The sequence below is a fragment of the Kitasatospora sp. NPDC059803 genome (genome assembly GCF_042732255.1).
Lineage (GTDB): Bacteria > Actinomycetota > Actinomycetes > Streptomycetales > Streptomycetaceae > Kitasatospora.
In genome coordinates, this window is sequence record NZ_JBHWIJ010000558.1 from 1 (window position 1) to 1,866 (window position 1,866).

Annotated in this window: 2 protein-coding genes; both read right to left on the minus strand. The window is 76.3% G+C overall.

Features of this window, described 5'->3' with window-relative positions:
• Positions 1–419: 419 nt before the first annotated feature.
• Positions 420–644 (minus strand): MbtH family protein, encoded by a 225-nt coding sequence (locus tag ACFV6I_RS39455; RefSeq protein ID WP_063349723.1) that lies wholly within the window; start codon positions 642–644, stop codon positions 420–422.
• Complete coding sequence (locus ACFV6I_RS39460; RefSeq protein WP_380431110.1) at positions 641–1,762, minus strand: condensation domain-containing protein; 1,122 nt, start codon at positions 1,760–1,762, stop codon at positions 641–643. The genes ACFV6I_RS39455 and ACFV6I_RS39460 overlap by 4 nt, the downstream gene beginning before the upstream one ends.
• Between the last annotated feature and the right edge of the window lie 104 nt (positions 1,763–1,866).

Below are 1,866 nucleotides of genomic sequence, written 5' to 3' on the forward strand. Positions count from 1 at the left end.
CGTACAGCCGCTCCCACTGCGCCACGGCGAGCCCGGTGTCGACCGGCTTCGCCGGGTCCATCCACGGGTTGATCGCGTAGGTGACCTCGAAGTGGCTGGGGCGGCACATCAGGTAGTGCCGGGGCCGGGCCGTGCGCTCGGCGGGGCGCGGGGTGACAGCGTTCATCGGTGACTCCTCGTGAGGGCTTCGGACAACGGGCGGTGGCGCTGCGGTCCGGACGGGCGGCAATCGGGTGCCTGCGGGGCTCCGGGGCCGGCTCGCCGGCGGCGCGGCCGAGCGTGGGGGAAACCCAGGCGCGCCGCACTCGTTCCTGCGGGCCGGCCCCGCGCCCGTCCCTGACATGCTGTCAGTTCGCTTGCGGGGGACGGAAGATCCTTAAGCCAGGGTGGAACAGCCCTGATGGACCGGCCGATCGCGCTCAGTCGACGCGGGCGTCCATCGCCTCGGCCAGGCTGCGCGGACGCAGGTCGGTCCAGTTCTTCTCGACGTAGTCCAGGCAGGCCTGCCGGGATTCCTCGCCGAACACGCTGCGCCAACCGGCGGGCACGTCGACGAAGGCGGGCCAGAGCGCGTGCTGGTTCTCCTCGTTCGCCAGGACCAGGAACGCGCCCTGCTCGTCGTCGAAGGGGTTGGTGCTGCTCATCGGACCCTCACTTCGTGGTTGTGGTCGTGCACTTGGGCAAGGTCGTTCAACTCGTCGGCCGGCTCGTCGTTGAGCCCGCCGTCGACCTCGTCGTTCAACTCGTCGTTCAGCTCGTCGTTCAACTCGTCGCAGAACTCGGTGACCCGCCGCCGGAAGGCGGCCACCACCCGCCGGGCGGTCGGCTCGTCGCAGCCGTCCAGCGCGTGCACCAGGGCGCACTCCAGCCCGCCGGGTGCGCCGTCCGCCGTCCGCCGCTCCACCAGTTGGAGCAGCAGGTCCACGGCGGTGCGGGCCACCGGGACGGGCCGCTCGGCGACCGCCACGGCGTCGGCCCACCGCCCGCCGTCGGCCGGCTCGGCCCGCACCAGGTGGGAGACCGCCACCCCGAACAGCGGCTGGCGGCCCGCCTGCCGGGCCGGGTTGACCAGTTCCACCACCCGGTCGAACGGCAGGTCCTGATGGGCGTGGGCGGCCAGCAGCCGCTCCCGGACCCGCCCGACCAGGGTGCGGGCCGTCGGGGCGCCGGAGGTGTCGACCCGCAGCACCACGGTGTTGACCAGGCAGCCGACCACGCCGTCCAGCACCTCGTCGTCCCGGCCGGCCAGCGGCACCCCGATCGGCAGGTCGTGCCCCGCGCCGAGGTCGCCCAGCGCGGCGGCGAACGCCGCCTGCACCACCATGCCGGTGCCGGCCGAGCAGGCCCGGGCGGCGGCCGCCAGCCGGCGGTGCTCCCGCTGGTCCAGGGCGAAGCGGACGGTGCCGGCCGCGCCCGGCCCGGCGCCCGGGGCGCCGGTGGCGTCCGGCAGGCCCCGCCATGGCGGCAGGGCGGCCAACGCGCCCTTCCAGTAGGCGGCCTGCCGGGCGGCCGGGCTCTCCGGGCGGTCCTCGTTGCCGAGCCGCCGCCGCAACCACAGCGCGTGGTCGGCGTACTGGACGGCGGGCGCCGGCCAGCGCGGCGCCCCGCCGACCGCCCGGGCCCGATAGGCGAACCGCAGGTCGGCCAGCAGCGGTTCGAGCGCGTGCCCGTCCACCGTCGCGTGGTGCAGCACCAGCAGCAGGGTGTGCCGGTCGGGGCCGCGGCGCCACAGGGGGGGTGGGCTCGGCGGGGGGGGGAACACTTGGGAACCCCCCGGGGGTTTGGGGGGGCGACCCGCGGGCCCCCCCGCCCGCGGGGCGGGTGGGTCAGAGGGCGGGGGAGAGGGGGCGGGGGCGCGCGCGAGGG

Bases quoted from the DNA above. Each gene is read 5' to 3' on its own strand.
- ACFV6I_RS39455 (WP_063349723.1), bottom strand. From the start codon at position 644: ATGAGCAGCACCAACCCCTTCGACGACGAGCAGGGCGCGTTCCTGGTC.